This is a genomic window from Armatimonadota bacterium (assembly GCA_016125185.1).
GTDB lineage: Bacteria > Armatimonadota > Fimbriimonadia > Fimbriimonadales > Fimbriimonadaceae > Fimbriimonas.
The window spans coordinates 16,440-41,902 of the sequence record WGMG01000012.1 but is presented as its reverse complement, the minus strand read 5'-3'; the positions used below and the strand labels follow the sequence as shown (position 1 = coordinate 41,902).

22 protein-coding genes are annotated in these 25,463 nt (G+C 57.4%); 10 read left to right on the top strand and 12 right to left on the bottom strand.

The genetic code is table 11. From position 1 onward, the window contains the following. The coding region (locus GC165_20745) for a hypothetical protein (protein MBI1335298.1) at positions 1-237 on the top strand (237 nt) is incomplete at its 5' end. On the opposite strand, the gene GC165_20740 is transcribed toward GC165_20745, so the two are convergent. Genes GC165_20740 through GC165_20730 form a run of 3 tightly spaced genes read right to left on the bottom strand, consistent with a single transcriptional unit; the run spans position 122 to position 2,194 of the window. Further along, a complete protein-coding gene (locus GC165_20740) occupies positions 122-898 on the bottom strand; it encodes a hypothetical protein (protein ID MBI1335297.1) in 777 nt (258 codons plus the stop codon). The genes GC165_20745 and GC165_20740 overlap by 116 nt on opposite strands. Further along, on the bottom strand, positions 895-1,563 hold the full coding sequence (locus GC165_20735; protein ID MBI1335296.1) for a LamB/YcsF family protein: 669 nt from the start codon (positions 1,561-1,563) through the stop codon (positions 895-897). Before GC165_20735 ends, GC165_20740 begins: the two co-directional genes overlap by 4 nt. After that, positions 1,544-2,194 carry a carboxyltransferase domain-containing protein gene (locus GC165_20730; GenBank protein ID MBI1335295.1) on the bottom strand — a complete coding sequence of 217 codons (651 nt, stop codon included), beginning with the start codon at positions 2,192-2,194 and terminating at the stop codon, positions 1,544-1,546. The genes GC165_20735 and GC165_20730 overlap by 20 nt, the downstream gene beginning before the upstream one ends. 52 nt (positions 2,195-2,246) lie before the next feature. Between GC165_20730 and GC165_20725 the strand changes: the two genes are divergently transcribed. The 3 genes from GC165_20725 to GC165_20715 are packed head-to-tail and all read left to right on the top strand — an operon-like array spanning position 2,247 to position 4,488. Then, positions 2,247-2,678, top strand: a complete 432-nt coding sequence (locus tag GC165_20725) for a dUTP diphosphatase (GenBank protein MBI1335294.1) — start codon at positions 2,247-2,249, stop codon at positions 2,676-2,678. 2 nt (positions 2,679-2,680) lie between these two features. Beyond that, entirely contained in the window at positions 2,681-3,721 is a 1,041-nt protein-coding gene (locus GC165_20720; protein ID MBI1335293.1) for a tetratricopeptide repeat protein, read from the top strand. Between the two features lie 20 nt (positions 3,722-3,741). Continuing rightward, complete coding sequence (locus tag GC165_20715; GenBank protein ID MBI1335292.1) at positions 3,742-4,488, top strand: TIM barrel protein; 747 nt, start codon at positions 3,742-3,744, stop codon at positions 4,486-4,488. Between the two features lie 382 nt (positions 4,489-4,870). Here GC165_20715 and GC165_20710 read toward each other — a convergent pair whose 3' ends face one another. Beyond that, on the bottom strand, positions 4,871-5,314 hold the full coding sequence (locus tag GC165_20710) for a hypothetical protein (protein MBI1335291.1): 444 nt from the start codon (positions 5,312-5,314) through the stop codon (positions 4,871-4,873). Positions 5,315-5,404: 90 nt separating this feature from the next. Next, positions 5,405-7,387 (bottom strand): excinuclease ABC subunit A, encoded by a 1,983-nt coding sequence (uvrA, locus tag GC165_20705; protein MBI1335290.1) that lies wholly within the window; start codon positions 7,385-7,387, stop codon positions 5,405-5,407. A 77-nt stretch (positions 7,388-7,464) separates the two neighbouring features. Here uvrA and GC165_20700 point away from each other — a divergent pair, with 77 nt between their 5' ends. From GC165_20700 to GC165_20680, 5 genes are all read left to right on the top strand, one after another. Then, positions 7,465-9,075 (top strand): hypothetical protein, encoded by a 1,611-nt coding sequence (locus tag GC165_20700; protein MBI1335289.1) that lies wholly within the window; start codon positions 7,465-7,467, stop codon positions 9,073-9,075. 577 nt (positions 9,076-9,652) lie between these two features. Next, positions 9,653-11,203, top strand: a complete 1,551-nt coding sequence (locus GC165_20695; protein ID MBI1335288.1) for a hypothetical protein — start codon at positions 9,653-9,655, stop codon at positions 11,201-11,203. Between the two features lie 206 nt (positions 11,204-11,409). Beyond that, positions 11,410-12,252, top strand: a complete 843-nt coding sequence (locus GC165_20690) for a MerR family transcriptional regulator (GenBank protein MBI1335287.1) — start codon at positions 11,410-11,412, stop codon at positions 12,250-12,252. Continuing rightward, positions 12,249-12,776, top strand: coding sequence for a hypothetical protein (locus GC165_20685; protein ID MBI1335286.1), 528 nt, complete (start codon positions 12,249-12,251; stop codon positions 12,774-12,776). Before GC165_20690 ends, GC165_20685 begins: the two co-directional genes overlap by 4 nt. Before the next feature lie 82 nt (positions 12,777-12,858). Continuing rightward, entirely contained in the window at positions 12,859-13,884 is a 1,026-nt protein-coding gene (locus GC165_20680; protein ID MBI1335285.1) for a hypothetical protein, read from the top strand. Positions 13,885-14,374: 490 nt separating this feature from the next. On the opposite strand, the gene acs is transcribed toward GC165_20680, so the two are convergent. Beyond that, positions 14,375-16,354, bottom strand: coding sequence for an acetate--CoA ligase (gene acs / locus GC165_20675; protein MBI1335284.1), 1,980 nt, complete (start codon positions 16,352-16,354; stop codon positions 14,375-14,377). A 216-nt stretch (positions 16,355-16,570) separates the two neighbouring features. Between acs and GC165_20670 the strand changes: the two genes are divergently transcribed. Further along, a complete protein-coding gene (locus GC165_20670; GenBank protein MBI1335283.1) occupies positions 16,571-16,945 on the top strand; it encodes a VOC family protein in 375 nt (124 codons plus the stop codon). Positions 16,946-17,251: 306 nt separating this feature from the next. Here the strand turns inward: GC165_20670 and GC165_20665 are convergent, their stop codons facing one another. The 6 genes from GC165_20665 to GC165_20640 all read right to left on the bottom strand — a co-directional run bounded on the left by GC165_20665 (position 17,252) and on the right by GC165_20640 (position 25,369). Continuing rightward, a complete protein-coding gene (locus tag GC165_20665) occupies positions 17,252-17,995 on the bottom strand; it encodes a hypothetical protein (protein ID MBI1335282.1) in 744 nt (247 codons plus the stop codon). Beyond that, positions 17,992-20,241: a prolyl oligopeptidase family serine peptidase gene (locus GC165_20660; protein MBI1335281.1), complete on the bottom strand. Its 2,250-nt coding sequence runs from the start codon at positions 20,239-20,241 to the stop codon at positions 17,992-17,994. Before GC165_20660 ends, GC165_20665 begins: the two co-directional genes overlap by 4 nt. A gap of 120 nt (positions 20,242-20,361) precedes the next feature. After that, positions 20,362-20,706 (bottom strand): four helix bundle protein, encoded by a 345-nt coding sequence (locus GC165_20655; protein MBI1335280.1) that lies wholly within the window; start codon positions 20,704-20,706, stop codon positions 20,362-20,364. Between the two features lie 53 nt (positions 20,707-20,759). Continuing rightward, positions 20,760-21,212: a hypothetical protein gene (locus tag GC165_20650; GenBank protein ID MBI1335279.1), complete on the bottom strand. Its 453-nt coding sequence runs from the start codon at positions 21,210-21,212 to the stop codon at positions 20,760-20,762. A 44-nt stretch (positions 21,213-21,256) separates the two neighbouring features. Then, the gene (locus GC165_20645) at positions 21,257-23,329 is read right to left on the bottom strand and encodes a hypothetical protein (protein MBI1335278.1); all 2,073 of its coding nucleotides are present in this window, start codon (positions 23,327-23,329) and stop codon (positions 21,257-21,259) included. A 21-nt stretch (positions 23,330-23,350) separates the two neighbouring features. Continuing rightward, positions 23,351-25,369: a hypothetical protein gene (locus GC165_20640; protein ID MBI1335277.1), complete on the bottom strand. Its 2,019-nt coding sequence runs from the start codon at positions 25,367-25,369 to the stop codon at positions 23,351-23,353. Positions 25,370-25,463 lie beyond the last annotated feature (94 nt).

Here is a 25,463-nt window from a genome sequence, read left to right as displayed (position 1 = left end):
TTGCGGCTTGCGGCTTGCGGCTTGCGGCTTGCGGCTTGCGGCTTGCGGCTTGCGGCTTGCGGCTTGCGGCTTGCGGCTTGCGGCTTGCGGCTTGCGGCTTGCGGCTTGCGGCTTGCGGGCCCTAGAGTAATTGGCGATAGGCGTCCATTGAGTCTCCGTTGGCTTGGAGGACACGCAGGATTTGGGTTCGTTTGTGCAGTTCCGAAAGAGTTTCCTCGTACGCGTGTCGGGCGATGAGGTGGTTGACGGGCACGAGTTCGTATTCCTCGAAGTAATTCATGCTGGCGAGGTAGGGCCAGTCGGCGCGGATGATGACACCCAGCTTACGGTAGCCGCCGGTGACGGGGCCATCGGGGCCGAGGACGATGATTTGCCCGCTGGGGGTCTGTTGAATGAGACCTTGGCAGGCGGGTTCGGTCGCGCCAGGCTCGGCACCGGTTGGGAAATCGGAATCAAAGCGGAATCCCTGACGGCTGAGGTTGAGCGTCGACTTGATATGGAAGGTTTCGCGAGCCTCCAGCGGCAGATAGCGGAGTTGGTGGACGGGCGGGAAGAGGCCCTCGAGGTTGCGGTCAGGCAACATTCGTGGCGTGAAGCCAAGGTAGCCGGCGAACTCGCCGACGCAGGTGACGCGAATCTTTTCGAACTTGCGCAGGTAGCGGACGAAGCCGCCTTGTGGGGTCATCCAGGCGATGGTCATCGGGCGTCGAGCTTCGAAGACGATGGTGCCCATCACCTCGACGATGTTGGAGTCGGAGTCGTGGAGGAGCGCGGCGCGGACGATCTCCGGGGTGAAGGGGTCAATCGGTCCGCTGGGCGGCACGCCCTGCTTACGAAGCTTCATCGGCCGAGAAATCTTTTGGATATGCCCGAACTTCTTAATGACTTTCAGACTCATGCTGTGATCTTATAACCCTCCTGCTCCAGCGTTTTGCGGACTGCCTCGGCGACCTTCACCGCATCCGGCCGGTCGCCATGGACACAAATCGACTCCACCTTCGACGCCAGGCGCACGGCCTGATCGCAGATGGCGTCCAAGTCGTGGATGACGGCTCCAGGCTCGCTTCGAGGCAACAGACGACCGAATCGGTCATAGCCTCGTTCGCAGTAGCCCTCATTGATGAGCCGCAGTCCGCGTCTTCGACATTGGGTTTCGTGTCCGGTTCCCGGCAGTCCCATGAACGGTCTTTCCATTTCTTCGAGCACGTTCCATAGGTATTGCGAATCTTCCGGCGCATTTGCTAGCCAGTGAAAAAGCGCGCCATGAGGCTTGATGTACGCGGCGGGGCCGGAAGCGCGGATTTGGGCTTCGACGGACATGATCCATTCCTCGGGATAACCCTCTTCGAGCTCGCGGCGGCCCATCGACTGACGGTCGGGAAAACCGACGTGGGCACCGACCCTGACGCCCCGCGCTCGGGCGAGTCGAATGACTTCTTCGGTGTACTTGGGGCTACCGGCGTGGAAGCCCATGCAGATGTTCGCCGACGAAATGACCTCAAGGAGGGCCAGGTCGTTTGGGAAACCCTCGCCGATGTCGGCGTTAAGGTCGATTGTGGGCATAGTCGAGAATGGTTTTATTTTGTAACGATTCTCGTTCGGCTTTGTCGATTTCGACGAACTTCACGGTGTCGCATGGGGACAACGGGAAGAACTGGGTGGTTTTGTCGGCGATTTGGAGCGGCGTGGTTCCAAGGAGGTTCCAGCCGCCAGGCGAATCCTGCGGATAGATCCCGGCTTGGCCGGCGGCGATGCCGACCGACCCGGCGGAGACGCTGATCCGGGGCTCGCTTCGGCGCGGAATATTGAGCATGGACTCAGGCAAGCCCTTCATGTAGGGGAAGCCGGGTTGGAAGCCGATGGCGACAATGGTGTAGGTCTGGTCGCAGAAGATCTTGATGAGGAATTCGGGCTCGACTTGTAGGATTTGGGCGATTTCGGCCAGATCGGGGCCATCGAAAAAGACGGGGACCAGGAAGTTGCGGCCGCGGCCAGGATTGACCAGCTTGAGCGACATGAGTTTTTCAGGGTCGAAGACGTCGGGATCGACATAGAGGCCGACGGTTTCCATCGAGGGAACGATTTCGTCGACTCCAGGTACGCCAGCCAGCTCGATGGATCGAGCGAGAACGTGGGGCTCGACCTCGAGATTACGAAGGATGAAGGCGGTTTCTCCAAGAGGCTCGATGCGCACATTATTAGTATTCCATGCCGACTTGGAGGCTTAACGGTCAGAATAGAGAGGCATGGCTTTGCTCGTTGAAATCGAACTTCTGGAAGGGGCGGTGGCTCCTCAATATCAGACTAACGGATCGGCGGGAATGGACCTGTGCTGTGCCGAGGCGTTCGAGTTGCAACCGATGGAGCGGATGGGGGTTCCGACGGGAATCAAGATCGCTTTGCCGGAGGGATTTGAGGCTCAGGTGAGGCCGCGAAGCGGGCTGGCGCTGAAGCATGGGATCGGGATGGTGAACTCGCCCGGGACTATCGACTCAGATTATCGCGGGGAAATACGGGTTATTCTCATCAATTTGGGCTCAGAGGTTGTACGATTTGAGAAGGGTGATCGGGTTGCGCAACTCGTTGTTGCGCCCGTTACGCGGGTGGATTGGAAGCCCGTTTCCCAGCTAGATCAGACCGACCGGGGAGCAGGCGGATTTGGCAGCACAGGAAGATAGCAATGAATAGTGATGCCGATGTAACGGTAACCTCTGCGGTGGTGGACGATCGACAGGTCCTTCAGGCCGACCTTGCGAGGGTGAATCTGCTCCGGATTCGGGGCGATATTTCGAGTTCGAAGACGCTCTGCCTTTCGATTTTGAAGCGTTTTCCCGAAAGTGTGGACGCCCATGTGATGATGGGTGATCTGCACGCGGAGCAAGGTGAACTGGCTCCGGCGGCGGAGTGGTACGCACTGGCCCTGGACCTCGACCGGAACGCACCGGGCGTGCTGGTGAAGCTAAACCGAGTTCAGGCGGCGCTGGATATTTCGAGCCAGGCGAATCGGACGCGGTCGATGGTGTTGGCCGGACGCCGGGTTTCGCCGTGGCTGTACGTCGCGGTGGCGTCGAGTGTGATTGCGATCAGTTCGATTGCCTACATCGCAGGTTCGAAGTCGCCGACCGAGGCGAAGAGCTCGACCCGGCCGACGATCTCGGAGAAGATCGTGTCGCCGCAGACGGCAGAAAAGACCTCTCCTCCCCGAGCCGACTTTGCTGACAATACGATCAAGACTTCGCCGGTGAACCTGTCTTCCAATGACGCGGGGCCAGCTCCGACCGACACGCCGACGATTTCGGATACAAAGACGACGGGCACCAAGGAGTCGCCGGTTTCGGTGGTGGAGGATCAGCAACTGCTCGACCAGATTTCGCCGCGTACGAAGTACGGCAAGCACATCATTAGCGTCATCGCCGACCCGCGATCGGGCACTTTGATCCTGACCTACAATGTGACGACGGGCGAGCATGGCCGCTATATCGGTGCGGTTTTGGCCGACTCAGCATTGGAGTACGATAATCGCTCGACGGCGGTGACCCTGCGCGGCGTGCGCAATGGGGTGCTGTCGTACGAGGCCGATGTGAAGCGGGCGAAGATCTTGGAAGTCGAGGCGCGCGAGCACAAGCCGGTGCAGGAATTGGAGAATCACGGATGGATCGACGATGTCCTGGAAAACGAATTCTTTAAAGATAAGGAACTCATGAAGGCTCCCTCGATTTGAGGCTTCATAATGAGTTCAGTATGCGAATATCGACCCAGCTTTACACGGTCCGCAACGAGCTTGCGAACGACGTCCTCGGCACTCTGAAGCAGATTGCCTCTTACGGTATCGAGTACGTCGAGCTGGGCGGTTTGAACCGCGAGTCGGTGAAGGACTGGAAGGGCTATCTCGACGAGACCGGGCTGAAGGTGAGCGGCGCGCACTATGGCCTGGCTGAGTTTGAGACGCCAGACGAGCTGTTCGAGGTGATGAACGCGCTGGACTGCAAGACGATCATCATGCCGTGGATTTCGTCGGAGCACTTTGCTTCGTTGGATAGCCTGAAGGCGTTCACCGAGCCGCTGATCGACGCGGGTACGAAGTGTCACGAAGCTGGTTTTGACTACCTGTACCATAACCACGATTTCGAGATTCGAGAGATTGATGGGAAGGCGGGGCTGGAGCACCTGATGGACATCATTCCGCCGCACATCATGAACTTCGAAGTCGACGTGGCGTGGGTGCGCGTGGGCGGCAAGAACGAGGTTGAGTTCATCAATGCGCATGCGGATCGGGTGAAGATGCTGCACTTGAAGGATGTCGATCCTTCGCGGACGCCTCAGTGGACGGTCGCGGGCGACGGATTGGTCGATATGGACGGGTGCTTGGAGTTTGCGGTTAAGAACGGCATCTCGTTTGGGGCGATCGAGTTGGACGAGAGTCCAGGGTCGCCGTTGGATGCAGTACGGGCGAGCTTCGAGTTCTTTGAGTCGAAGGGGTTTAAGTAGGGGTTCGGCTTCAGGATTCAGGCTTCAGAGCACGGAGCACAGAGCATGGACTGCTAGAGTTGGCAGTTGGGTTTTGTCATCAATCCCCCGGTTCGCTCGCCCCTCACTCACCGGCCCCTTCGCCAAGGGGCATCTGCAGTAGCTGTGAATATTTATTTGTACCTATAGAGGTAGGCGGGCAGGTTGTGAATGCCTCGTCCCGATGTCGCTTTGCGCCATTTTCTTCGGCGGGATCTAAGGAGTTCGGTCGTGCCTCACTCACGTTCACAACATCCCTGCCATAAAGGCAGGGATGTTGTGAACCCCCTTCGCCAACAGGTATTCCGTTAGGTCGCGAACCTTAGAGGCTAGAAACGGGTTCGACGTGCGGAGATAACAGTTGTTAGAAGGTTTGGTTCGTTTGTCCTTGTTGATATTGGAGTTGGTCGATGAAGGCGTACAACTCGGCTTTCTTGAAGCCAAAGAAGCTTCGCGGCGCTCCGGCTTCACGGAATTTCTTCGCCGCGTATGACTGCATGATGATGTAGCCGATGATTCCGCAACAAAAGGCTGAGTTGAGGCCCATGAGGACCGAGGCGAGCGTTGCCTTTGATGGATCCCAGCCCATTCCGGCAGCGATCTTTTTGTTATGGGGAAGCGTCAGAGCGGTGATGGCGGCCATCATCACGATGGCATAGCCGAAAATGATGAACCAAACCGTCTGTGGCGTCGACACCTGGCCGAGCAAGCGCGAGGCGAAGTTCAGAACTATATTGATGATAAAGACCTGATTCAGGCCAAAGTAGCCGTCGGCTAGATTGCGTAGGTCCGAGGCATTGGGACCCATTCCTGGACGAGGGTAGTTTGCATAGTTCGGTGGCGGGACTTGCGACATAGTTTTTGATAGAGACGATGGCAACTATCAAAAGGTGTTCGCCTATTTTTTAACCGCTTTCTTCAGTTTCTTATCGCTTTTGAGTACCACAACGGCCTTAGCCGGTTTTTCGGGTTGCCGGGGCTGGCGGCGGGCTTTGGGGATTTCGATTTCTTTTCGACCGCTGAGGTAATCGGCGGTCATGGTTTTGGCTTTGAGGAATTCTTTGACCGTCCCTTCGGCGACGACTTTGCCACCATGCTCTCCGGCACCGGGGCCGAGTTCGAGCAGGTAGTCGGCGGCGAGCATGGTTTCTTCATCGTGCTCAACGACGAGGACGGTGTTGCCGAGGCTCTTGAGGCGTTCAAGGGTGTCGATGAGCTTGCGGTTGTCGCGCTGGTGGAGGCCAATGGAGGGTTCGTCCAAAACGTACAAGCATCCCATCAGACCAGAACCGATTTGGGTTGCAAGGCGTATACGTTGGGCTTCGCCGCCGGAGAGGGTTCGGGCGTTACGATCCAGCGTAAGGTAGCCCAGGCCGACGTCGAGGAGGAAGCGGAGCCGCTCGCCGATTTCTTTGACGGCGCGTTCGGCGATGGTCAGTTGTCGCTTCGTGAGTTTGCCCGCGAGAGTCGAGAAAAACTCGACGGCGTCGACGATCGACATTTTCGTGATCTGGCTCATGTCGTGGTCGGCGACTTTGACGAGGAGCGATTCGGGTTTGAGCCTTCGACCCTGGCAAGACGGGCACGGCTTGGTGCTTTGGTATTGTTCGAGGTCTTGCTTGACCCATTCGCTTTCGGTTTCGTCGTAGCGCTTGCGGAGGGAATTCAGGACGCCGCGCCATTCGGTGCTGAAGGTGCGTTCGCTCTTGCCATACTTCATCTTGACCTGGATGGGCTCGCTGAGGCCATTCCAAACAGCCTGCATGCCCTCGGCGGGGATTTCAGAAATGGGGAGGGAGGCATCGAACCCACACGCGCGTCCGACGGCGTCGAGCATTTCCGGCCACCATTCCTTCACTTCGCCAGACTTGTACACAAAGGGAAGAATTGCGCCGTCTCGGAGGGGTTTTGATGGATCGGGTGCGACGAGGTCGGCGTCGAACTCGGTCTTGGTTCCGAGGCCGGTGCAGTCCGGGCAAGCGCCATAGGGCGAGTTGAACGAGAACATGCGCGGCTCAAGGTCGGGCATGGAGTATCCGCACACCGAGCAGGCGTAGGCTTCGCTGAAAAGGAGGTCGGACCAGCCTTCAGCCTCGTTTTCATAATCCTGCTGGCGCGCGAGCATGTTGGCGACAACGGGCGACAGCTCGGCGCCCTCGGGGACTTGGATCGAGACGGTGACGAGGCCGGCGCCCATTTTGAGAGCGGCTTCGATGGAGTCTGTGAGGCGTCTTTCGAGCCCTTCTTTCACCACGATTCGGTCGACAACGACCTCGATGGTGTGCTGTTTGTAGCGATCCATCGGGATGTCATCGGTGACTTCGTACATGCGGCCATCGACGCGGACGCGGACGTAGCCAGCCTTGGCGATATCGACCAATTCTTTCTTGTATTCACCTTTACGGCCCCTTACAACGGGTCCCAAAATCTGCAATTTGGTGCCTTCGGGGAGGGCCTTGACGATATCGACGATTTGGTCGGTGCTTTGGCGCTCGATAGGGCCGTGGCCGTTGATGCAGTACGGCGTGCCGACGCGGGCGAAGAGAATTCGGAGATAGTCGTAGGTCTCGGTGACGGTGCCGACAGTGGAGCGGGGGTTCTTGGACGCGCTTTTTTGGTCGATAGAGATGGCGGGGGAAAGGCCGTCGATATGGTCAACGTCGGGCTTATCCATTTGGCCAAGGAACTGTCGGGCGTAGGCGGAAAGGGATTCGACATAGCGACGTTGGCCCTCGGCGTAAATAGTGTCGAACGCGAGTGACGACTTGCCGCTCCCCGAGAGTCCGGTGATGACCACGAGCTGATTGCGAGGGATTTCGACCGTGATGTTCTTGAGGTTGTTTTCCCGCGCGCCGACGACGACGATCTTCTCTTGCGACATGAGCCTAAATGGTAGACGTAAGAATACACCTTTTCAAACGAGTAAAACCTCGGAACGAGTGAAACGTTTCAGTTTTTATGGGGTTAGTTCCGGTTGTTTTTAGCTCGCTCGTGCTTCTTCAGGCACCGTCCGTGGTGAAGCCGAAAGTCGTTTCGATTTCGATGTTCAAGAATGGGTACGCGTTTGTCACGCGCGAGATTCCCATCACGGACAACAGTGCGAAGGTGGTCGAGGTGCCGCAGACCTCGCTGGGCAGTTTGTGGTTTTGGACCAACGAGGGTCAGATCGACTCCGTGACCAGCGTGGACGAGGGGAAGACGGTGACGACGAAGGTTCCGTTCTCCATGTACCAGGAGGTATTGGATGCGAATATTGGGAAGCGATTTGTGTTCACCGTGGTTTATTCGGACGAGAAAGACGGTCACAAATCTGAGCGACGTGTGACCTACGACGGCGTGCTTCGAAGCTATAAGAGCAACCTCGTGGCAGTGGAGACGAGCGAGGGAATGCAGTTGTTTGCCTTCGATAAGATCGAGGATTTGGTGGGCAAGGACCCGAACATCGTGCTGGCGCGGGAAGATAAGCATCAGGAGTCGGCGCGCTACTATCAGATTCTGACGAAGAACAACGCGAAGAGCGTGATGATGATGTCGCTGGAGCGCGGCATGGCGTGGGCTCCCGGGTATTCGATCGATTTGTCGGCTCCGGACAAGCTGACGTTTACGGCGAAATCGACGGTGCTGAACGACCTTCTCGACTTTCAGGGCGCAAAGGTACGTTTGATCACCGGTTTTCCGAACCTTCAGTTTCAGAATATTCTCGACCCGCTGACTTCGGGTATGTCGGTGGACGACTGGCTGGCCTCGATCTCGGGCGGCGCGCCCGGCGGGTTTGGCGGCGGCGGTCGCGGGGCGGGTGGATTCGGCGGGTCTTTTGCGAATCGGGCTGGGGAGTTGACGCGGCGAGATGCGGCAGCGGGGCTTACCATTCGGTCGGCGAGCCCGGAAGACATAAGCACCTTGAAGTCGATTACGGACGGTGGCCTCGTAGCCCAAGATGTCGCGGGCGAGCAGTTGGAGGATTTGTTCTTCTATGACTTGGAAAATGTAAGCCTCAAAAAGGGGTCGCGAAGCTATCAGTACCTGTATCAATTCGACGTACCGTATAAGCGGACGTACACCTGGGACGGCGAGCAGGGTTCGGGGGTTTTGAACAAGATCAAGTTCAAGAATCAGACGGGTAAGCCGATCTCGACGGCGGCGGCGACAATGTTCAAGAAAGGCGAAGTGGTTGGTCAGGGCATGATGAACTACACCGCGGCAAACACCGAGGCTGAGTTAGTCGTGAGCCGATCGTTGGACTTCAAAACGTCGGTTTCGACGGATCTGATCGACCGAAATGTTGGCGCGATCAAGGATAAGAAAGGGAACCCAACGATGGACCTGATCACCTATGAGACGGAGTTAGAGGTCGAAAATCCGAAGACGGAAGCGGTGGATTTCTCGATTAAGAAGACGTTTTTGGGTGAGGTGAATAAGTCCGAGCCGAAGGCCGAGATGGACGTGAGCAAGACGGGCCTGAAGGGGTCTAACCCGTATTCGGTCTTGACGTGGAACTTTAAGCTGGGGGCGGGTGAGACTCAGAAGTTTACGGTTCGGTACAAGGTGTATGTGCCGACGGGGCAGTAGGGCTTTTCGATGGGGAGTTTGTCGTCAATCCCTCGTCCCGATGTCGCTTTGCTCCATTTTCCTTCGGCGGGATCTAAGGAGTTCGCTTCTCGCTCACCCTCCACAACATTCCTGCCTTTGTGGCAGGAATGTTCGCTGACCCTTCTTCGCCAAGGGATAGTTTAGCGGTCAATGCATCCTCCCCACCGCTTCGCCACGTCTTGGCTCAGCGACTCCACATGAATCCTGCCTTTGTGGCAGGCTCCATTGTGGACCCTCCCCAGGGAGTAGCGTGGCTGTTGGGCTCAATATGAGTCAATGCCAAGTTGCTTTTCTCCATGTTGGACTTTGGGGCCGGATGACGCACTGACTCGACCTTGATTTCCGAATGACCAAGCTACTTCCCAGGGGGAGTCGCTGAACGCAGTGAAGCGGTGGGGAGGAATTAAAGCCCTTGCCCCGTTTTCACGGCCATCTCCCATCCCGCAAGCGGGAAGACGTCGTTGACCGTGCCACCCGTCCTTAGGAGTTCAGAGGGTGGAGCGCACAAGGCCGTCTTTTCCCAATAACATTGGCATAGCTGGATCGTCCAACCCATATGCTGTCAACTCTTTTGACCGGGGTGCTGGTGCTTCAGGCGAAAACGGCCATGACGACCCCAGAGGTCGTTTCGGTTTCGATGTTTAAGAACGGATACGCGTTCATCACGCGCAGGATTCCCGTCAAGGATGGAATCGCGAACATCGTCGAAGTTCCGCAGGCGTCGCTTGGGACGTTGTGGTTTTGGACGCCGGATGGCGAAATTCAGAGCATTTCAACCGCGACAGATGTCGACAAAACCAGTAAGACCGAGAGTCTGAAGAACTTTGATGAGTTGGTTCAGAAGAACGTCGGCAAGACGGTTTCGATCGAGAGCAATGTGACGCCGCCGCTGGAAGGCAAGATCAAATCGGCGGACGGCGGGCTTTTGGTACTGGAAACGGCGAACGGGACCATTGCTCTGCCAAAGGATGCTATTCGCTTTGTGAGGACGTCGGAGCCTGGCTTTACGTGGACCAAGACGGTCGAGTTGACCTCGGAGAATAAGTATTACAAGATTAGCGCGGACAAGAAGACGAAAGAGGTGATGATGATGTCCTTGGAGCGGGGCATTACATGGGCTCCGGGTTATGCCGTCGATATTACCAATCCAGACAAGCTGACTTTGGCTTCAAAGGCGACGGTGCTCAATGATCTGACCGATTTGGACAAGGTTCCGACGCGGTTAATCACCGGATTTCCGAACTTGCAGTTTAAGGACATTTTGGACCCTTTGACAGCCAATATGCCAGGTGATCAGTGGCTGAGCTCGCTCGGCGTTGCGTCCCAACCAGTGTCGCGGGGCGGAGGACAGGGCGGATTTATGACTCAAAACGCCTATAGGCCGATGGCGGACAAAGAGGTTCAGTGGGGTGGCGCACCCGCTTCTGAAGCCGGCGGCGAGCAGATCAGCGATCTGTTCTTCTACGACCTTTCGAACTTTGTTTCCAAAAAAGGCTCGCGGACTTACCAAAACCTGTTCCGGTTCGATGCCGAGTATAAGCACGTCTATACGTGGGATATCGACGACCAGGTGGATGCCAGCGGAAACTATAAAATCATGCCGCCAAACGCGCCGAATTCGGAGGATGTGTGGCACACGATTAAGTTCAAGAATGGGGCGGGCAAGCCGCTGACGACGGCCCCGGCGACGATATTCAATAAAGGCGAGTTGATCGGGCAATCGATGATGAACTATTGTATGGCCGACGGGGAGTGCGATCTGCAGATCAATAAGGCGCTAGACGTTCAGGCTGAGTCGAACGAGGAGGAGGTCGAGCGTGAGCGCGGGGCGATCAAGGATCGATACAACAATCCTAAATACGATTTGGTGACGGTCAAGGGGACCCTGCAGGTTCGAAACGGGCGCAAGGATGAGATTCAGATGCGGATCACCAAGAACCTGACGGGCGAGGTGATCTCGAAGACTGGCGATCCGACCGTGACGAAGACGACGCGGGGGCTGCGGCAGGTGAACACTACGTCGAAGCTGGTGTGGAAGCCGTCGGTGAAGAAAGGCGAGAAGCTGACTCTGGAGTACACGTACAAGCTGTATGTGCCGGCGACTTAGAGTTTGAGGCTTCAGTTGGGAGTGGGGCCTCGGCTAAGCATGGGTAATCTTGCGATGCGGGGCGCCGTCGTCAATCCCACGGTTCGATTTTCTCACCGATCCCTTTTCTAAGGGATAGCTTGGTTTGGCGGTGGATTCAGGAGGTCCGTCCCTAACGAAATTCTGAAAATCTTTGAAAACCGCTTGACTCTCTGGTTGCCTGAGACATGTACGATGACGTCGTCATGATTCGAATTGGCGATTTCGCGAGGTTGACCGGCGTATCCATCGTGACTTTGCGTCACTACGATGATGAAGGCATTCTGCAGCCGGTCTTCGTTCGCGAAGAAACCGGTTACCGCTACTATTCGGTGGAGCAGATGGCAGACGTGCGACGGATTCTCGGGCTGAGGCAGCTCGGATTCTCCCTGGAGGAGATTCGCGACTTACTGGCCAATCGATCCGACCCGCGTGAGTTCGCCGACGGCTTACGGGCCAAGCGACAAGAGGCGAAGGAGCGGCTAGACGCAGAGATCGAACGCCTGATTCGCATCGACCTGGAGCTGATGACTCTCGACCAGGGAGATGAGGTTTCGGCGCCGGAAATCGAGGCGAAGACCGCGCCGAGCATGCGCTTGGCAATTTCGCGGATTGTGATTCCGACTAACGACCAAGCAGGCGATATTCTGGGTCGCGCGTATGGCGAGCTTGCCGACCAAATCATGCGGGGAAGCGGGCAGATCGTCGGCCCCGCGATGGCGCTTTGGCACACCTCGCCCGAGGACCTTACGAACGAAGTCGTCGACGTCGCCTTTCCCGTCGCAAACCTTCCTGCCGAGTCGCCGATCGCAACGATCGAGCATCCTGAGCGCAGCGTCGCATCGGCAATGTTCGCAGGGCCGTTGCGCGTTGGTCTACGCCGAAGCCACGTCGCCCTCTCCGAATGGCTGGCGGCCAACCACCAATTGTTGGATGGCCCTTATATTGAGATTTACCATGACTGTCAGAACCCGGATCAGGCGGTAGCCGAGGTTCAATATCCATTCACCGCCGAGGAACGAAAGCCATGATTGCAACCATTCTCGCCATCACTCTTCAGCTCGATCAGCCGAAAATTGAGTCTCGACCAGCCGTCCCCTACGCCTCCATCGCGCTCGAAGTGACGATGGACACGATCGGGCGCGCCATGCCCGACAATCTGCCGAAGGTGGCGAAGTGGATGAGCGATCACCACGTGGCTCAGGCCGGAGCGCCGTTCATGCGGTTCGTTCGCGTGGATATGAAAAAGGGGCTCGCTATCGAAGTCGGTTTCCCGGTGGCGAAGCTCGTAAAGGGCGACGCTCAGGTGAAAACGGGGACTATTCCCAAGGGCCGCTATGTGACGATGATTCATCATGGGCCCTACGAAACGGTGGTGGCGGCGAACGCCAAACTGCAGGCGTTCGCGAGCGAGAAGCACCTGAAGTTTAAGATGAAGAAAGGGCCGAAGGGAGAGGAGTTCGTCTCTCGGTACGAGTTCTATCCTACGGATCCAACGCAGGAGCCGGACGCCAGCAAGTGGGAGACCCGGATCGCTTATATGATTGCAAAGTGATCGGGCTTTCTTGATGCGTTGTCAGTTTACTTGTCAGCGTCCTGGATCCCAAGTCATTCGAAACCTTCGGTGAAGATGATCCGTGTATAGGATTGTGGGACTGCTGGCGCTTTATGTGTCTCTGATTGCTGGCCAACCGCATGCCGGGCAAGGTCTGCGCTCAGAGTGCTTGAACCTATTGAAGGAGGCCAAGAAGGTTGGGCTTCCCCTTAACCAGGCCGATTTGGACTCTCCGAAGGCAACGCAGGAGTCTCGGAAGATCGAGCAGATTTTGGCCAAGGCCGACAAGGTCATGCGTCGGAACCAGGAATCTATATCGTCGATGATGGAGAAGGACCTGAAGAACCTTCAGCGAAAGAAAGAGGGCAAGCCGGAGATACCTTATCGGCAGGAGACGCCCAAGGAAAAAGCGGACCGCGAACGGGACGTCTTAAAGGTCCTCGACGAGCTTCGATCGACCCATGGGCCGAGGGTGGTTCCCAAGATGGACCCGGGTGCACTCTCATTCGGGGAGAGGGGGAGCGGGCGTGGCTTCGTCAAACTCGCGGTGGGTTCGGCTGAGGCTCTGGCGCAGGCAGGAAAATTCAAAGAGTCAATTGCCCGATATCGTCTGGCCCGACGTCTCGTCGATCTTTCGTTGATCGGCGACTCGATGGTGTCGGTCATCAGTCAAAATGCCGCGATTCAGGCTTACTACGCATCGCTGGGGAAGACGGCTGGCGGCTTAGCGGGCCTTCGGAAGCTGGTCACACCTGACCTTGTTGCGCGGTTTGTCCAACCGAGCATTGCTCGAATCCTGCAAGCGGAGTTCTTGGAAAGCTATGCTCTCATGACCAAAAAGGACTTTGCGCTGCCCAAAGAAGAAAAGGCGCTCACACCTCTCATCCGATCGATCCGGTCTTGGACGGTGGCCTATCCGGTTTTGAAGAAGGCGCGAAATGGAGCCGAGCTTGCGAAGTCTTATTCGAGCATTGCTTCGAAAATGGAAACCTATGATCTTGGCGATGACGACAAGATTACGTTTGGTCCGAGTTGGGCCGACAGGGCGGACGTTTTGGATAAGACCGAGGTTTGGCGCGCGGACATGCTGAAAAAGCTCGGGATGTGAGGGAATTGTCGGATACTTTGTGTAGCCGGGCCCCCCTCATCCGGTTCGCTGTCTTCGACATCTCACCGACTTCTCCGCCAGAATCGTGCCTTTGTGGCACCCTTCTGGCGGACCCTATCCGAGAGAAGTATCTTTCTTGGTTTGGCGGTTGACATTTTGCATCTATCCCTCGTCATGACGTCGCTTTGCACAAGGGCTCTTCCTTCGGTGGGATCTAAGGAGTTCGATTCTCTCACCAATCGAGGATAGCCTTGCTTTGTCGAGGATTCGGAATTCAAGATTCGATTGGGAGTTGGGTTCCCCCTCCGTCGTCCCGACCATCGATTTCGGTTAGTTGATAATTGGATGGTCAGGACGACACCTCCCCAAGGGGCGGAGCGTGGCTAGTCGGCTTGCTCGGGGTTTGTTCATTCCCTCGTCCCGATGTCGCGCTGCTCATTGCTCTATGGCGGGAACTTCGTGGTGCTCACCATCCTAGTCGTCCTTCGATTTAGCCTTCGCTCGATTCGTATTTCTGCTTCAGAGAGGCGACGATGTTAGGATCGGCGAGGGTGGTGACATCGCCCAGCGCGCGGCCTTCGGCGATGTCGCGAAGGAGGCGGCGCATGATCTTTCCGCTTCGGGTTTTGGGGAGTTCGGCGGAGATGAACAGGTCGTCGGGACGGGCGATCGGGCCGATTTTGTGGGCTACGTGCGCCTTGATCTCGCCGACCAATTTGTCCGACGATTCGTAGCCGGAGCGGAGGATGACAAAGGCGGCGATGGCTTGACCCTTGACGTCGTGCGTCTTGCCGATGACGGCGGCCTCGGCGACGGCGGGGTGATCGACGAGGGCGGATTCAACCTCCATCGTCGAGATATTGTGTCCGGCCACGAGCATGATGTCGTCCACGCGGCCAAGGAGCCATAGGTAGCCTTCGTCGTCGAGCTTGATGCCGTCGCCCGCGAAGTAGCAGTTCTCGAACTTGCTCCAGTAGGTCTTTTTGAACCGGTCGGGGTCGTTGTAGATGCCGCGGGTCATCGAGGGCCAGGGGTAATCGAGGATGAGGAAACCGCTCTTGGCGAGGTCGACGGCGTGTGGTCCGGCGACATCGACTCCGGTGCCTTCTTCGTCGAGGACTTTGACACGAATGCCCGGGAAAGGGTGAGTGGCGGAGCCAGGTTTGGTCGCCGTTATGCCAGGCAGAGGCGTGATCATGATCGCGCCGGTCTCGGTCTGCCACCAAGTGTCAACGACCGGACAGCGACCGCCGCCGATGTTGATGTGATACCAAATCCAGGCTTCGGGATTGATGGGCTCGCCGACGGAGCCGAGAAGGCGAAGCGAGGAGAGGTCGCATCGGGCCGGGTACTCGGAGCCCCACTTCATAAAGGTTCGGATGGCGGTCGGGGCGGTGTAGAGGACGGTGGCGCGGTGCTTTTCGATAATGCGCCAGAAGCGATCCTTATCGGGGGTGTCCGGGGCGCCCTCGTAGATGAGGACGGTTGCGCCGTTGGCGAGTGGTCCGTAAACGATGTAGCTGTGGCCGGTGATCCAGCCGCAGTCGGCGGTGCAGAAATGGATGTCGTCCTCTTTGAGGTCGAAGACGAGCTTGGAGGTGGCCGAGGTGCCGGTCAGGTAGCCGCCGGTGGTGTGGGTGATGCCTTTGGGCTTGCCGGTGGAGCCGCTGGTGTGGAGGACGAAGAGGAGTTCTTCGGCGTCCATCGGCTCGCACGGGCAGTCGGTGGACTGCTGGGGTACGAGGTCGTTCCAGGCGACATCGCGTCCGGCGACCATGTTGACGGGGCCGGTTTTCTCGCCCGTGCGCTCCAGGACGAGCACTTTTTCGATGGTGGGACAACCCATGTCGAGGGCTTCGTCGGCGATCTTTTTAAGCTGGACGACGTTGCCGCGCCGCCATCCGCCGTCGGCGGTGACGATGATTTTGGCTCCGGTGTCGTTGATGCGCTCCTGGATGGAATCGGCGCTGAAGCCTCCGAAAATGACGACATGGGGCGCGCCGATGCGGGCGCAGGCGAGCATCGTCATGGGAAGCTCGGGGACCATCGGCATGTAGACGCAGACGCGGTCGCCTTTCTGTACGCCGAGGGACTTAAGGGCGTTGGCGATGCGGCTGACTTCGTCCTTCAGTTCGGCGAACGTGAGGGTTCGAGTGTCGCCCGGCTCGCCTTCGAAGATGATGGCGGGCTTGTTGGCGCGGTCGCCGTTGGCGTGGCGGTCGACGCAGTTGTAGCAGGCGTTGATTTTTCCGCCGAGGAACCACTTGGCGAACGGGGCTTGGAACTCAACGGTGGTGTGCCATTTTTCGAACCAGTCGAGCTTCTCGGCCCAACTTTCCCACCAGGCCTTCGGGTCGCGAAAGGCTTTCTCGTAGATACCGACGTCGTTGGCGTTCGCTTGGGCGGCGAACTCGGTGGACGGGGGGAAAACGCGGTCTTCTTGGAGCAGGGAATCTATGGTTTCAGACATCGTTGGCGGTTCCTTTGAGCCTAATTCTACCGGCTGATCACTCCGCAATCGTTTGCGGGATAAGCACTGGGGCTCGTTTCATCGCCTTGGTATGGGTTGGACGGGCAGATTTGGGCACTGCGACTCCTACGCTTCACTCCGTTCAGCGATCCCTCTCGCCAGAGGGATATCTTACGACGGTGCATCGTGCGCAATGCGCAGGTGTAAGATGGCGAGATGAGTTCGAAGATCATTCCTCTGTTGTCGGTTCGGCGTGGGGCCGAGGCGCTCGAGTTTTACGAGCGGGCTTTTGGGGCGGAGGAGAAGCTGGTTTTGAATGAAGGTGGGTCGGTGTTTGCGATGCTGACCATCGGTGACGCTGAGTTTTGGATGAGTGACGAGTCGCCAGAGCATGAGAATTTCAGTCCTGAGTCGGTGGGTGGTTCGACGGCGCGGATGATTTTGGTGGTGGGGGATGTCGATGCGGCACATGAGCGAGCGGTGTCGGCGGGGGCTTTGGAGATATCTCCGGTGGGTGAGGCGAACGGTTGGCGGTCGTCTCGGGTGAAGGATCCGTTCGGGCATCATTGGGAGATTGGGCGAGAGTTGTGAGGCCTCGGTTGGATATCGGTTCCCCTCATCCGGTTCGCTGTCTTTGACGCCTCACCGACTTCTCCACCAGAATCGTGCCTTTGTGGCACAATTCTGGCGGACCCTATCCCGAGAAGTATCTTTGTTGGCTGTTGGCGTTTGGAAACTTTCCCTCAATTCGTTCGTGCCCCTCTCACCGATCCCTTCGCCAAGGGATAGCCTCGTGCTTAGTGCAGAGTGCAGAGTGCAAAGTGCAAAGTGCAAAGACTGGTACCTCCGAAGGCTCCTCACCTTCAGGCGAGACAAGGCCACGCGCACCAAAGGTGCCTAACTCTTTACGAATTCAACCAATCCCCATTCGTGGGGGAGGTGCATGTCGACGATGCCTTGCGGGGACCAGACCCAGTTGTCTTCTTTCAGGCCAGGGCGTTTGACATATTTGCCATCGACGACATCGACATGCCACTCGACGCGGGAGAAGTTGATCTTCCATTGGTCGCCGGGTTTGGGGGGTGAGTCGCCCTTGGAAATCTCGTGGAGTGGGTGCCAGGGGATGTGGATTTCGATGCTCCAGCCCTTGCATTTGACGTTTGGGTCGTTGAGCTTTCCGTCGAGGTGAACCGCCGAGCGGAGCCCTTTGATGTCCCATCCGTCGACGCCGCGGCCTTGCTCGCGGTAGGGGCGGATCAGGAGGAGGTCCCACTGGGTGTTAAGTTGGTTGATTTCGAGCTCTGAATAGGCGTATCCGTCGTTATCGGGGTCGATGAAGACCTCGAAATCGTTGTCGTGGAAGATGACGGAGTCGCGTTTGGTGAGCGTCGCCCAAAGGTTCGGCTCCTCCATCTCGGCGGCGATGTAGAGGCCGTCGGTCTCCTTGCCTTCGTCGGCCCAGAACATCTTCATTCGGGTGCGAAAGCGGGGCTTGGGACGGATGTCGCCTTCGATATCCACGAAGTCCTCGGACCAGGCGCACTCGTTCCATGGCGCCTTGTCCAGCTTTCCGTCGAGGTGTTTGATTCCCGGAAACTGGTGAGCCTGGTAGGTTCGGATTTCGTGGGGAGGAATAGTCATTTGTCGGTCTGAAAGCCAGTTGTTACAACACCTGAGAGTCCACTTCTAAGATACGAGTTTTCAAGGACTAAATAGTCTGGAATGGAAGCTCCCGCAGTGAAGAGTGGAACCCTATCGGCAAGTCGGCAATCGAGGTTTGCTGATGCCGTGATGCTGGCCACAACGCGATTCTTCATTGCTCGGGCTTCAAAACGGATGCCCTGTGTACTGACACCTGATCGCGTCGAGCCATGGATCATCAAATACAGCCCGTTCCCAATCTCGTCGCCATAAACGATCAAGTTCCGTTCTCCGTACACTTTTTCATTCTTGAAGTACTCAGTATCAGTAATGACGTCTACCGAACCATTGCCGATATATTCCAACTGCTCGGCGTCGAAGCGAGCCTTGTTTCGAGCCCACTCTTGTACCGCTTTGGAACCGCCCGTTGGAATCACAAAGGTGATGTGGTTGTTGAAGACGCTTTTGAACCCCGTGCAAATCGTCTGGTCGGCATTTGCCTTGGGATCGAGGTCGACTTCGATTTCCCCGTCAGCGGCTTCCGTGGTTGAAACTTCCTTATCGTTCACAACGACCGTGATCTTGCCCTTGCCGTACAGGGGCGAGAGGTCAAGCTTGAAGGCGGCGACGTTGGAGCAGGTGACCACGTACTTGCGGAGGCCAGGGAAGACGGTCGCCTTGACACTTGAGATCGATCCGGCTTCGTCTTGCGCGGTGATGGTCAGCCAGAAATCCTTATTCGAGACCGCGAGGTTGGGGGTCTTGAAGTCGATGGAGCGGACTTCATTCACCTGTGGTAACCGTGTTCGGGCGAACATGTCGAAGATCGGGGCGTAGTCTTCGCATCCCGCGCCGGGTTCGTCGTCGGTGTCATACCAGTGACCCGCGCCTGGCTCCTCGTGCCAAAACACGAGCGGATCGTCGGCGAGCTCTTTGCGCATGTTTCGTGCCTCGGAGACGGGGACGTTGTCGTCGGCCGCGCCGTGCATGATGAAGATCGGCCGGCTGTAGAAGTTAGTCTTCATTGACAGCGTATCGCTGGCCGAGGAAGCGCGCTTCAGCACGTTTCCGACCGGCGTGTCGGGGTAGGTTGCGCCGTTGGCGTAGGAGAAGAAGCTGACCCAACCCGAGCAAGGGGCGACGGCGGCGAACTTGTCGGGGTAAAGGACGCCGAGGTGGTAGGTGCCGTGGCCACCCATCGAGTGGCCGGTGAGATACGTCTTGGAGGGGTCGGTCTGGTAGCGTTTCTTGGCGAGTTCGAGGACTTCGAGGGCATCTTCGCGGCCGATGTCTTCCCAGTCGAATCCGTACGGGCGGCGGTTGGTGGGGCAGACGATGTAACCCCACGACTTGGGCTCGTAGGCGTCGGCCTGGCCCATGGCCTCGACGGATGCGCCGTGGAGGGAGAGGAAAAGGGCTTGTCCCGCGCCATCGTGGGTGGAGGGTTGGACGGCGTAATATTGGATGCTTCCGTCGATCTTGCTGACAAAGGTTCGCTTGTGGCTCTGGTGCGGGTCGCGAATGCGGAGCGTGAGAGGTAGGGAATCGAGGGTTTGGCGGCCTTGCTTGAGGGTGACGGTGTACTTTCCGTCCTTATTGGGATTGACGAGGAAGCCGACCTTGCGAATGGACATGGCCATGACGCGGGGGACCTTGGTGGTGACGCCGCCCGCGTTGATGTTGAGGTCGTCGAGGTCTTTTTCGGTCGCGTTACGGACGATGAAGGCGACCCACAGCTTTTCTTTTTCGCCCTTGACGATGTCGGGAGTGGTTTGGTCGCCGGGGTTGAAGGAAATCGGTTTGGGAGCGTCGGCGAGTTTGCCGGAGAACTCTCCGCGAGCGACGGCGAAGAGGAAGGTGTTTTTGCCCTTGTGGAGGTGGACCGGGAGCGAGACGTAGCCGAACGAGTAGATGTCTCCGACGCGGGGTGCGCCGTTGACGTACACCATCGTGTGGCCCTTGGCCTCAAGGAACATCGACTTGTCTTCGCTGGAGTTGACCTCGAAATAGGCGTAGCCGGAGTTGAAAGCACGGCCCGAGAAGGGTTTGTCAGCAGTCGTGGAAACATCGTCCCACTTGGAGGTGTCGAGCTTGCCTTCCAGGAAGTCGGCCTGGATGGGGTCGATTCGGACGGGGGTTCGCGCGCCACCACGAAGGGGAGTGGCCTTGCCGGACAGGAATGGGATGTCGGTGGCGAAGACAGTTGAGGTCGCACAAACAAGGCAAAGACCAAGGACGGCTTTCACGGCTTGCAGTTTACTATTAGTGCGAAGTGCTGAGTGCTGAGGGCTCAGAGCACAGGGCACAGAGCACAGGGCACAGAGCACAGAGCACAGAGTGTAGGGTTGAATGTCTAAGAACTTGGGCTACTTCTTCCGCAGGGATTTTGCGAGAGCGTAAATGATTCGTCCAACTTCCTCAGCTAATTCACGTTCAGCCTTGGGACTAGGATAGCCTAGGCGTTCACAAACTTCTAGTTGAGTTTGGATTTCTCTCGTGGAGCCTAGGGCGATATCAACGAAGCGAGCGAACTCTATCTTTGAGCCTCGTCCATATCCTTCCGAAATGTTGGAAGGAATAGAAAGGGAGGCTCGTTGCATTTGGGCAACGAGCACGTAGCCTTGGGACTTCGGCAATTTGTCCGTGTAGGCGTAGACGGCTACTACGAGGTCCATGCCCTTTTGCCAAGCGATTAGGTCACGAAATGTCATTTTCGTAGCCTACACTGACTACTGCAAACTGTGCTCTGTGCACTTGGCCCGGCTTACTTCAAATACTGGCTAACTTGACTGATGTGATACAGGTCGTGGCCGGTGATGATCTGCACGATTTGGAGGACGCTCAGGTCACCGAGTTTGGGGTGGGTGATCGTCTTGTTCCAGTCATCGTCAGCGAGGCGAAGCAGGTAATCGACGGTATCGCGGCGGCGGTTTTCGAACACTTCGAGTTCGTGGTGGATGTCCTTACCGGCGTAGTTGTGTTCGACGGCGCGGGCTTCCTCATCAAAGTTTTCGACCGGCTTGCCGGGGTACTCGACGGCGATGGTGATGCGGTCGAGCCAGGTCTGCTCCAGGTCGGCAAGGTGAGCGATGACCTCCTTTAGCGAGAATCGGTCGTCCTCCAGTTTGGTGTCGTACTGGTCGGGGCGAACGGCGTCGATCATCCGAATCAGCGTCGCTGGTGTATTCGAAATTTGCAAGTAGTAATTACTAGGCATGCTCACCAATAAGGTACCGGCTTGGAGCCCGAATTTGCAGGGTCTTAGCCTCCTCCTCCTGATTTTTGACGACGTTCTCGGCGCACTTTTGCTTGTTCGGCTGCCAGCTTGTATCCGGCGTCGAAGTCGGCTTTGAGGTCATCTGGAAAAGTATCCATTGTAAACGTGGACGAATCGGTTCGCACAACATTGCGCAGCGTGGACGACCATTTGACGGTGGGCGAAAGATTGAGCTGGACATTGTAAGTGCTTACATCGACTTTGTAGAGCGGATGCTTTTTGTCGAACGTGAAGTTGGTGCCAAGAAAGTCTTCAGGATGCTCCAACTGGTACTTGGTCGAACCCCATCCCTTCGGGTCGGTCATGAGGCCGTAAGCGTTCTTCTCGTCTGCGGCTTTGACTTCAACATGGGTTTCGGGGACGACTTTGAAAACGGCGTCGGCGGGAATGCCGTTCGGGGCGATCTGCGTTGCTTCGTAGAGCTGATTCGCACTCCGATCATCGGATTGCAGGCGGCAGGTTTGGTTATCGAAGCAACACTCAAACAGGTGGGCACGGAGGCGCTCGTTGAGCTGGCTGTAGGCGATTCCGGCAGGGCGGAAGGCGGCAGCTTGCTCGGTCGACGTGAGGAGACCGATGATCTTGAGCGTGTCGTCGTCTCCGCCGGAGTCGGTGACACTGGAGCCGAAGCTGTCGAGGAGGCGTTCGATGTAGGAGACCGAATTGGTTCGGCGGCGCGAGGCGGCTATTTCGGCCCGGTCGAAAAGATCGACGGTTTTCTTTTGGCGAACTCGGGCGATCAGGTTCTTGAGTTGTCGCCGCGGAATGTTCTCATCTTGGCCGGGAAAGTAGGGAATTCGGACCCACTTGCCATCGAAATCGGCCATGTCCTTGACCAGGTCGGAGTTTGGCGCTTCAAAGATGACCTGTCCGAAAAACGGCTCGAAAATGTTGAGACTGCTATCGGAGACGCAGGCGACGACGTTGTGGTGGGTTCGGCGACTGTCGAAGACCATCGCCTCGGTGAAGCCGTAGGCGAGCGGGTCCTTGGCCATCGGATCGGCGAATTTCGCGGCCAGTTTCTTCATGTCTGCATCGGGGGTGCCGGCAATGCGGGATTCGAAAAATCGGCGAAAGTCGTCGGCATCGGGCGAGAGTTTGAAGCCTTCGACGGGTTTGACTTGGAAATCTTCCTGGCTCATGCCCGCGAATGCACCCTCGAAGCTGGTGCCACCGATTTGGTACGGGGGAACGTCTTTGGTGGCCGGGATGCCGATGAGGCGCATTTGGTACGAGCCGTCTTCGGAGCAGTAGACGGTGAAGAGGATATTGCCGAGGTTGTCGGGTAGGACGCCGAAGGACTTCTGTAATTCGCTTGAATAGTCGTCGGCGCCGGTTTCAACGTACTGTCTGACCGGTTTTCCGTCCGATGCTGGGTTCTGGGCGATCGGCTTGACGGCGTCCATCCAGACCAGTTCCTCCTTGTGGTAGGCATCTAGCAGATCAGTCAAGTCGAGGTCCATCGGCTGTTGCATCTTGTTGGGATGAAGGGCGTAGACGACGCGGTGGCCGTTGGGGATGGCGGCGATGCGATCGACTCCGAAGAGCTTCAGGACGTGCGAAAAGAGGCGCTGGTGGGGCAGCTTATAGCTGGCGGGCGTGGGTCCGGGAGGGCCCATGCCGTTGGGGTCGCGATTCTTTTCTTCGTTGACCAGTTGGTGGAAGGTTTGGGTGGCGAGTTGGGGTGAGTACTTCTCGTTTTCGGCGAGGGAAGACTCGCGCATTTCGAGGGTTTTTTGGAGGAACCGGCGACGGATCTTGATCACGCGGGCGTCGTCCTGCTTGAACTCCTTTTCCGACTTCGTGAGGTGCCAGGTGTTCTCCTTCTTTTCCCAGTAGCCATTGATAGTCTTCGCAATTTGGTCGCGGACTTCCTGCTCGGAAACCTGGTCGGCATCGACGAGAATGACCTTATCCTTGAGGGCGACGGAGACATCCATCGGCGAACGGTAGATTTGGCCGAGTTGGTCGAGGGCTTTGTCGAGCGGCACCGCCGCGATGTGGACGTCCTTCAGGACGGTTTGTCCAAGAGCGAAGCCTAGCAGTAGCGTGGTCATCGTGCCTTTGCCGGCATCATATCAAAGAACGCGAAAAGGCGAAAGACCCCCGCCGCCTTTCTTACTCTGTTCTTCCTTTTTGATTCGCAGGGCTTCGGCCTCGTAGCCTTTTCTAATCTCCGCACGAAATCGCTCGGGCATGTCGCTGATGGCGAAAGGATGCTGAGTGTCGGACTCCGACCAGGCAAGGTCGGAGAACCAGTGGCAGTCGTCGTTGATGCTGAGGTCGATGGTGTAGCCGTGGGTGACGACGACGTAAAGGGGAGCCTTGGGGTCGAACGTTTTGAACCAGTCGTCGGGTTGAGCCTTGGGGTGGTCGAGTTGATACATGACGGTGCCCCAGCCTTCGGGTGTAAGCGTCATCCGTTGCCCTTTGACGACCTGGCTTGTTTGAATGGTTTCCGACGGGGTGTCGTAGAGCCGTAGGAGGGCTTGGTTGGGGACGCCGGTTGGTACAAGGTAAGTCGCCTCCTGGCAGAGGAATGACTTGGGATCGATGCGCGACGACGGACTTCGGGCGAGCGAGCAGGATTCGTTGTCGTAGACGCAGGAGATTAGGTGCTGTTTCAGTTCGGCGTTGAGCATGCCGAAGCGGATTCCCTGGGGGGAAGCGGCTTGGTTGAACTCAGAAGGTTGGAGGAGTCCAAGGGTTCGCAGGGCGTCGTTGTCGCCGGGGTCGGGAGCTCGCTCATCGGCGAATCCGTTAACCAGGTCGTCGATCACGGAATTGGCCATGCCGCGAGGGGCAAGGGCGGCGAGAGTGGCTTTGTCGAACAACGACATCGCTCTCGTGGCGCTCACGTGGTCGATGACGGATTTGATGCCGTATCGCGACATTGTTATGTCGCCGAGAACGGACGGATCGAGGCGAATCCACTTGCCCTCCTCTTCGATGAGCTTGCCGAAAATCTTTTCGGCGGCCTTCGGGGTTTTTAGGTCAGCGAGGATCGAGGTCGTGGTGCGAATCCAATTGTCGCCACCAAGGGCGATGATGTTTTTGTCGAGGATTCGTGCATCGTTGATGATCGCGCTCGTGAATCCGTAAGAAAGAGGATCGCGGGTGACCGGGTTGGCGAACTCATCGATTCGCGTCTTGCGAACGCTGGGAGCGAGTGCGCTCCAGCCACCCTGAAGAAAGCGAGAATAGTCTCGGGCCCCTTCCGAGAGGGCAAAGGTCTTAGGTGTCTTCGGCGCGAAATCTTCCTCGGTGAGTTGGTCAAGGACGGCCTCGAAGGATGATGCCTGAACTTCGAGGTGGGGCAATGTGAGATCGCCGGGCAAGAGGTAGAGCCTGATATCGCATGGAGCATTGTCGGAGGAGTAGACGGCGAAGAGGACGTTCGCGACCTGGTCGGGCATCGTTGTGTTGGTCGCATCTTGATCGTCTTTAGGTTTGGACTGGCTGGAGTTCCATGCGGCCAACTCGCGTCGGTAGAGATCGATTTCTTTAGAGATATCGATGTCGAGGCGGCTCTGCATCTTGTTGGGTCGCAACGAGAAGACGACCCTCTTGTCGGACTCGACCTCAGCGATCTTGTCGGGTCCGAGCTTGAGGAGGACACGAGTCATCAGCCGTTGGGCGGGGTCAGCGTACTCGTCGCCGTGGATGCCGAAGAACGACGGACCGGCGTCATCGAGGCGCTTGCGAATGGGTGAAAGGATGGCGGGATCGTAACGGGAGAGGGATTCGAGGGATTTGCGGCGTGCCTGGATCATCTCGGTGGCGAGCTTGAGGCGGGTGTCGAAGGCTCGTCGAGAGGCTCGGCGTTGTTCTTCGGCGCTTTGGCCGAGGTGCCAACCGGAGTCTTTGTGCTCCCAGGTTCCGTCGAGGAGTTTGGCGAGTTGGTTGCGAACGTCCTCTTCGGAGACTTGTTGGGCTTCGATCACGATGATCTTGTCCTTCAGGCGGGTGGAAATCGTCATCGGCGAGCCGTAGATGGCTTCTAGTCTGGCGACGGCCTTTTCGAGCGGCATCGCGGGGATGTGAAGGTCCCGTAGCTGCGCTTGCTGGGCGGCGATCGCGAAAAGGAGCGAGGTCATGGGTTGCTTCCTCTTTCAACACCCATTGTAGTCAAAAAATGCCGTGGTGATTCCTAGCGCCAAGATTTGGGTCACGCATCACACCCTCTGGAGC